Here is a 6,536-nt window from a genome sequence, read left to right as displayed (position 1 = left end):
GGTTATATGTCTACATTCCTCTTAGAAGTTGGTACAGAAGAACTCCCTGCTGATTTTATCGCTAGTGCTATCGGTCAGTGGCGATCGCTCATTGGCCAAAGTTTAGCAGACGAACTGCTTACTCCCGAAAGTATCGAGGTGTACGCGACTCCCCGTCGTCTGTCTGTACTCATTGATGGACTACCCCAGCAACAACCTGACCGAGAAGAAGAAGTCAAAGGCCCTCCCGCTAAAGCTGCATTTAAGGACGGGAAACCGACCAAGGCCGCAGAAGGATTTGCTAAAAAGCAAGGGGTAAAGGTAGAGGATTTCGAGATTCGACCGACGGAAAAGGGCGATTTTGTCTTTATTCGCAAACAAATCCCCGGACGCTTGGTTTCGGAACTCTTGAGTGCATGGGTTCCCCAATGGATTTCTGGGTTAGAAGGACGACGGTTTATGCGTTGGGGAGATGGTCAAATTCGCTTTCCCCGTCCCATTCGCTGGTTAGTGGCGCTGTTCGATGAGCAGCTCCTGCCGATTGTACTCGAAAATGGTTCTACTGAGATTGTTGGCGATCGCCTCTCCTATGGCCATCGCGTCCTCCATCCTCAACCCGTGAGTCTTGAGCAAGCTTCGGACTATCTACAAGCTATGGAGTCGATTTTTATTCAAGTTGACCCACAAAAGCGCGAAGAAACCATCAAAACTCAAGTCCAAGCGTGCGCGGAAAAGTTAGGCGGATATGCACGAATTTCCCCCGATTTACTCGCAGAAGTCACCAACTTAGTCGAATATCCTACCGCAGTCGCGGGCAAGTTTGATGACCAATTTCTGCAACTCCCCACGGAAGTGACGACGATGGAAATGGAGTCCCATCAACGCTATTTTCCCGTATTTAAATCCCCAGAATCAGCAGAACTCTTGCCCTATTTTATTACCGTTTCTAATGGTGACCCTGCCAAATCTGACCTGATTGCCCAGGGAAATGAGCGGGTGATTCGCGCTAGACTCGCTGATGGTCAGTTTTTCTATCAAGCGGATTTAGCTAAACCCCTAGAACGTTATGTCGATCAGTTAGAAGCAGTCACATTTCAGGAAAAATTAGGCTCAGTTCGAGATAAAGTCGAGCGTATTCGGACTTGTGTTCGGGTTTTGGCCGAACAACTCCAGTTAACAGAATCAGAGCGGGAATTATGCGATCGCACAGCTCTATTATGTAAAGCAGATTTAGTCACGCAAATGGTGTACGAGTTCCCAGAGTTGCAGGGAGTGATGGGGGAAAAATATGCTCGTACCAGTGGAGAACCGGAAGCCGTTGCTACCGGTATTGTAGAGCATTATCTACCCAAAGGTGCTGGGGATAGTTTACCGCAAACTATGGTCGGTCAAGTTGTCGGAATGGGCGATCGCCTGGATACATTAATCAGTATCTTTAGTTTAGGCATGATTCCCAGTGGCTCCTCCGATCCCTTCGCCCTCAGACGCGCAGCCAATGCCATCATTAGTATTACCTGGGAGGGCTATTTACCCCTGGATCTGCATCAACTCCTGGTGGATAGTGTAGCCTCCTGCTGGCCCAATAGCGACCTTCCCAATTTAGTCCCCACCTTAGAAGAGTTTTTCCTGCAACGCATCCGCACCCAACTCCAGGAAGACAAAAGCATTGATTACGATCTCGTGAATGCCGTTTTAGGGGAAGATGACCCCGAATATGCCAGTCGCGGATTAGCCGATCTGCTAGACTTGCTCAAACGCGCCCTATTTTTGCAAGAAATCCGCACATCTGGACAGTTAGACGCAATTTACGCCACCGTCAACCGTTCTACTCGGTTAGCGGTTAAGGGAAGTTTGGACAAAGAACAACTCGATCCCGTGGGAGTGGTGAAACCCGACTTATTCGAGCAAGCGTCAGAACAAGCCTTTTACGATGCCATGGTCAAAATTGTGCCCCAAACCCAACGCTGTCAAGAAACGCGCAACTATCAAGATTTGGTCAATGCTTTAGGGGAAATTGCCCCTACGGTGAGTCGCTTCTTCGATGGCGAAGATAGCGTGCTGGTGATGGCGGAAGATGCAAAGATACAAACCAACCGGTTGAATTTACTGGGAATTTTGCGAAATCATGCGCGGGTTTTGGCGGATTTTGGGGCGATCGTCAATTAACCTCCGTGTCCAGAAACCGGGTTTCTAGTCCCTAGCAGTGGGGGCGGGTTTAGGGAATAAATCCTTCTGAAACAAGGGGAAGGACAACCCGCAGCCCGATGAATCCGCCCCGATTGTCAGGATTGTAGTTTTTCCGACTCGCGCAACGACAAGTCCTAGAAAGGCAGTTGCTCCAAGAACCACCGCGAAGTACTTTTGTGCTTTTATCGCCGCCGAATAACCCTGTCAATACTTTTCTATATATGCTATCGCTATCTAGCCATGTACTACCATCAATAGGAGCGTTCCTGTAATCTTCATGATAGTCGTCAGTACACCACTCCCATAAGTTGCCATGCATATCGTACAAACCAAACCCATTGGGCGGAAAACTGCCTACTGGGGTCGTTTTCTGACGACGTTTACCTTCCGGCTCATCAGCATATGTGTAACTAGACCGATCAAAATTGGCGAATTTAGTAGTCAGGGTTTCCCCAAAATGAAACGGGGTAGCTGTTCGGGCGCGACAGACATATTCCCATTCTGCCTCTGAAGGCAAGCGATAGGATTTTCCCGCATACTGGGAGAGCCGGGAGCAGAATTCCTCGCAGTCGTACCATGAAACTTGTTCTACGGGCAAGTTATCTCCCTCAACATCAGAGGGACTAAACGGCAGGGCACGATTCACTTGAGGAAACAAAGCTACCCTGAGCCATTGAGCCTGTGTAATCAAGAATTTTCCCATATAAAACGGTGGCATCGTTACCGAATGCTGGGGTTTTTCGCTATCATGTCCTTCTCCCTCTGGCGAACCCATGAGGAACTTTCCCCCAGGAATGGCTACCATATCTAAACCTATCCCTTCTCCTAAATCTTCTCGATAATACTGCGCTTCTCTATTTTCTCGTTTAACTACTTTTCCCCGTCGGTTTACCGTCAGCACTTCAAACTGAAATTTAGCCAGAGAGGTTTGGGGAGATTGATCTACACAGAGGAGGGTTAGATGTACAGGATTTGGTGTACCTGGTTTCGGTTGCGCTTTTCCAATGACTTGGGTAGGCGCAGTTGGATTCTGAAGCGTCTTCACCTCTTCTAAAACTTCCTCGGCTGAAGCATAGCGATCCTTGAAATGATACCATATCATCCTCTGTAATACTCGCTGCAATCCTGGACTTGCATGAGAAGCAAAGGGCTGCCAGATGACTTCTAAATCCTCATCAAATGACAAGAGATCGGACGCTTTTCCCGTCAGCGCTTCAATGGCTATTATTCCCACTGCATAGATATCGCTACAGAGCTTTGGTCTTCCTTGACTTTGTTCACTCGGCATATATTCGGGTGTACCCACAGCAACCGTCAGTTGAGTGCTTCCTCTCAGTCGAGTTAACTGAGACAGTTCTTGCTTCACTGCTCCAAAGTCAATCAGCACCAATTTGCGATCGTCCTTGCGCCGCATCAAATTATCCGGTTTAATATCCCGATGAATCACCCCATTTTGATGCAAAAACGTCAAGGGAGTGAGGATATCCTGCAATAACTGAATCACCTGCTCCTCTGACCAAGGTTTTCCCGGTTGTATCTCCTCACTCAACTCATGACCCTGGATATAGTCTTGAACCAGATAAAACTCTTCCCCTTGAGTAAAATAAGCCAGCAGTTGGGGAATTTGCGGATGTTGTCCCAATTGTTGCAGCGTCTTAGCTTCCGTCTCAAACAACCGCTTGGCTGTATCGAGTTGTTTGGGATCATTGAACTGAGGCTTCAGTTGCTTCACCACACACAAAGGATGTCCCGGAAGATGGAGATCTCGCGCTAGGTAGGTGATGCCAAACCCTCCTCGACCCAGTTCCCTTTCTATCTGGTAGCGACCCGCAAGCGGTTGTGACATTTCAATTAAAAATTAAAAATGATTGGTTGGTGGGTGAGTGACCCCAACCTTAGTATAGTACAAACTTAACGATAACCTCCCCCGTGGAAAGAAACCGGGTTTCTACCCAAGTTGAGGACACCAACGAAAAGATACACGAGAAACCCGGTTTCTAGTCTCCGTAGAGGGCAGGTTCAGATTATTCCATATCTTCCTAATTTTTCTCAAATCAACTCATCCCCAGGGATGGGTTCTGCGTTAGGAACTCTATCTAAGATTTGGTCAAAGTGGCTATAATCAGCTTGTTTTGCATAAGTCTCCAGCAAGTGAACTCTCTTCTGCGCTTCTATTTTCTCAGTTATGGCACTTAAGAGCCAGCGATCGAGGGAAACTTGTTTTTCTTCAGCCAAACGTTGAATTTCAGTCAATAATTCATCGGGTAACTTTAGAGAATAACTATTCATTCGCCAACTTTCTCCTGTAATTTGAGAGACTGAACTAAATTTCCTGGTTTTACCACTTGAATTCCAAATAATTGGGCAGCAGGCAAAAAATCCTGAAGTTCTGTAGATTTTGATCTCGTTTCAAGACTTCAGTATACTCTAAAAATAAGGCTTCAGAAACGGCTGGTATAACCCATCGTTGACGAATGGCTTTAAGGAGAATAAAACTAGCTCCTCTACGCGATCGCAATCCAGCAACCCAAATATTGGTATCAAAGACGTACATCATTCTATAGCTATGGGACTCACTCCAGGATATGGACTTTTTCTCTATTGTGACATAGAGGCGATCGCCACCCATGCACAGAAACGCGGTTTCTAAGGAAAGCGGCGATCGCCATTCTCTCCTAGTATCTCCTACTCTATACTAGGCTTATACCCTCCGTAGACCGCGAAATTGTAGTATTTCCAAATCACATCAATGTCCACAAAACCCATCTCTTGGAGCCACTCTAATTGACTCATAAGCCGGGACGGACGATCTTCATTATAATGTTGAGGCATCCACTTTTGCTCAATTTCCTCTAGGGGAACTTGTCGCAGCATATACTCTTGCCATTGTTCCATATAACGCTCTTGGAGATGGGAATTAGAAGCTAATACCACATCAGCATTATAAAAAAGCCCGCCGGGAGCCAGAGAAGCATAAATTTGTTTATAAAACTTGATTTTGTCACTATCATTAACCAGATGATGCAAGGCAAGTGAAGAGACAGCTACATCATAAACAGAATCAAATTCATACTCTTCAAAATTAGCCAGTTGATATCGTATATCTTCACCTTGACCCAGTTTAGTTTGCGCGATTTGCAACATTTTCTCGGCAATATCAACACAAGTAATCTGAGCGTGAGGATAAGCGTCTTTAATTCGTTTGGCGATCGTCCCGGTTCCACATCCAAGATCGACAACCCGAATCACCTGAGATGGACTAAAAGGAATTGCAGTCACGATCGCCTCAAGCATTTGTTCGTAGTAAGGAATGAGACGACGTATAATCCCATCAAATTCTTGAGCTTCGTTTTCAAAGTGTTGCTTGACGTGTTCCATTACTCGTTCTTCAATTTAGGTAAGAAATAGTAGCTAATATAATGTAACATCCTCTATCACGAGCGTCCGAATAGATATTGAGAAACGATACTATATCAAAGGCACAGATATCGGTACAGGAAAAATCTTCGATATTCCCTGTTGAGTCTGACCCCCAAGATTGAGTACACTGCAAGTTATGCAAATCAATGATAATGACCAATCTGTACTCAACGACAACGTTGACTTGAGTAGTCCCCTGGATAATCTAGGGCCCATCGAAGGTACTCCAGAGAGCACCCCCCCTCCCGATCCAGAGGAAATGTTGCCTTTGCTAGAATCCCCAGTCACCCAAGAGCGGATGTTGGCAGCGAGGGCATTTTGTGAAATCCAAGACCATCGAGCGATTCCTCATTTAATTCGTCTATTGGGCGATCGCTGTCCTTTGGTGCGCGTCAGTGCCGCCTATGCTTTGGGGCGGAATCCCTCCCCAGAGGCGATCGAACCCATGATTGACCAACTACAACGGGATTGGAATGGCTATGTCCGCAAGGGATTAGTCTGGTCTTTAGGCAATAATCGCGATCGCCACAGTTTAAGCCCTCTCATTGACTCCCTACGTACTGATATTCCAGCCGTGCGTCTCTGGGCTGCTAGCGCTTTAGCCCAAATGGCCCAAGTCAGTTATGAAGCGATTGTTAGCACGATTCCTCCCCTAATTCAAGGCCTGCGCCGAGACCCTATTCCCGCTATTCGCAGTAACTGCGCCTGGTCGTTAGGCCAATTAGCCCGCGAATTGCCCTCCAATGTGGTTTATGCTGGGGCGATCGACGGTCTGATTGAATCTTTTGTAGAAGATGAAGATCTAGGAGTGCGCGAAGATGCGAGATCGGCTCTGCTGAAAGTTGGAGACCCCAGAGCCTTACAACTGATTGAAGAGTTAGAACAAGAAGGATGGTTTTAATCGAGTTTGCTCAAGAATTTAGCGATCGCCAATAGGGAGGGCAAACGAA

General features: G+C 46.7%; 6 protein-coding genes. 2 read left to right on the top strand and 4 right to left on the bottom strand.

The window, feature by feature from the left end; genetic code table 11:
- Positions 1-6 precede the first annotated feature (6 nt).
- A complete protein-coding gene (gene glyS, locus AC3A14_RS05540) occupies positions 7-2,145 on the top strand; it encodes a glycine--tRNA ligase subunit beta (RefSeq protein WP_318731867.1) in 2,139 nt (712 codons plus the stop codon).
- A 49-nt stretch (positions 2,146-2,194) separates the two neighbouring features.
- Here the strand turns inward: glyS and AC3A14_RS05535 are convergent, their stop codons facing one another.
- From AC3A14_RS05535 to AC3A14_RS05520, 4 genes are all read right to left on the bottom strand, one after another.
- Positions 2,195-4,012, bottom strand: coding sequence for a bifunctional serine/threonine-protein kinase/formylglycine-generating enzyme family protein (locus tag AC3A14_RS05535; protein ID WP_318731866.1), 1,818 nt, complete (start codon positions 4,010-4,012; stop codon positions 2,195-2,197).
- Positions 4,013-4,215: 203 nt separating this feature from the next.
- Entirely contained in the window at positions 4,216-4,455 is a 240-nt protein-coding gene (locus AC3A14_RS05530) for a CopG family transcriptional regulator (RefSeq protein WP_318731865.1), read from the bottom strand.
- A gap of 49 nt (positions 4,456-4,504) precedes the next feature.
- Positions 4,505-4,723, bottom strand: a complete 219-nt coding sequence (locus AC3A14_RS05525; protein ID WP_318731864.1) for a PIN domain-containing protein — start codon at positions 4,721-4,723, stop codon at positions 4,505-4,507.
- A gap of 128 nt (positions 4,724-4,851) precedes the next feature.
- Entirely contained in the window at positions 4,852-5,544 is a 693-nt protein-coding gene (locus AC3A14_RS05520; protein WP_318731863.1) for a class I SAM-dependent methyltransferase, read from the bottom strand.
- 178 nt (positions 5,545-5,722) lie between these two features.
- On the opposite strand from AC3A14_RS05520, the gene AC3A14_RS05515 reads away from it, so the two are divergent.
- On the top strand, positions 5,723-6,487 hold the full coding sequence (locus AC3A14_RS05515; protein ID WP_318731862.1) for a HEAT repeat domain-containing protein: 765 nt from the start codon (positions 5,723-5,725) through the stop codon (positions 6,485-6,487).
- The last annotated feature ends 49 nt before the right edge of the window (positions 6,488-6,536 follow it).

It is taken from the genome of Roseofilum sp. (assembly GCF_982964205.1).
Note: the sequence above shows the minus strand (reverse complement) of the source record. Positions and strands in the feature narration are given on the sequence as shown.

Coding starts and splice junctions, on each gene's coding strand:
- AC3A14_RS05520 (WP_318731863.1), bottom strand. CDS start 5,544: ATGGAACACGTCAAGCAACACTTTGAAAACGAAGCTCAAGAATTTGAT.
- glyS (WP_318731867.1), top strand. CDS start 7: ATGTCTACATTCCTCTTAGAAGTTGGTACAGAAGAACTCCCTGCTGAT.
- AC3A14_RS05525 (WP_318731864.1), bottom strand. CDS start 4,723: ATGATGTACGTCTTTGATACCAATATTTGGGTTGCTGGATTGCGATCG.
- AC3A14_RS05535 (WP_318731866.1), bottom strand. CDS start 4,012: ATGTCACAACCGCTTGCGGGTCGCTACCAGATAGAAAGGGAACTGGGT.
- AC3A14_RS05515 (WP_318731862.1), top strand. CDS start 5,723: ATGCAAATCAATGATAATGACCAATCTGTACTCAACGACAACGTTGAC.
- AC3A14_RS05530 (WP_318731865.1), bottom strand. CDS start 4,455: ATGAATAGTTATTCTCTAAAGTTACCCGATGAATTATTGACTGAAATT.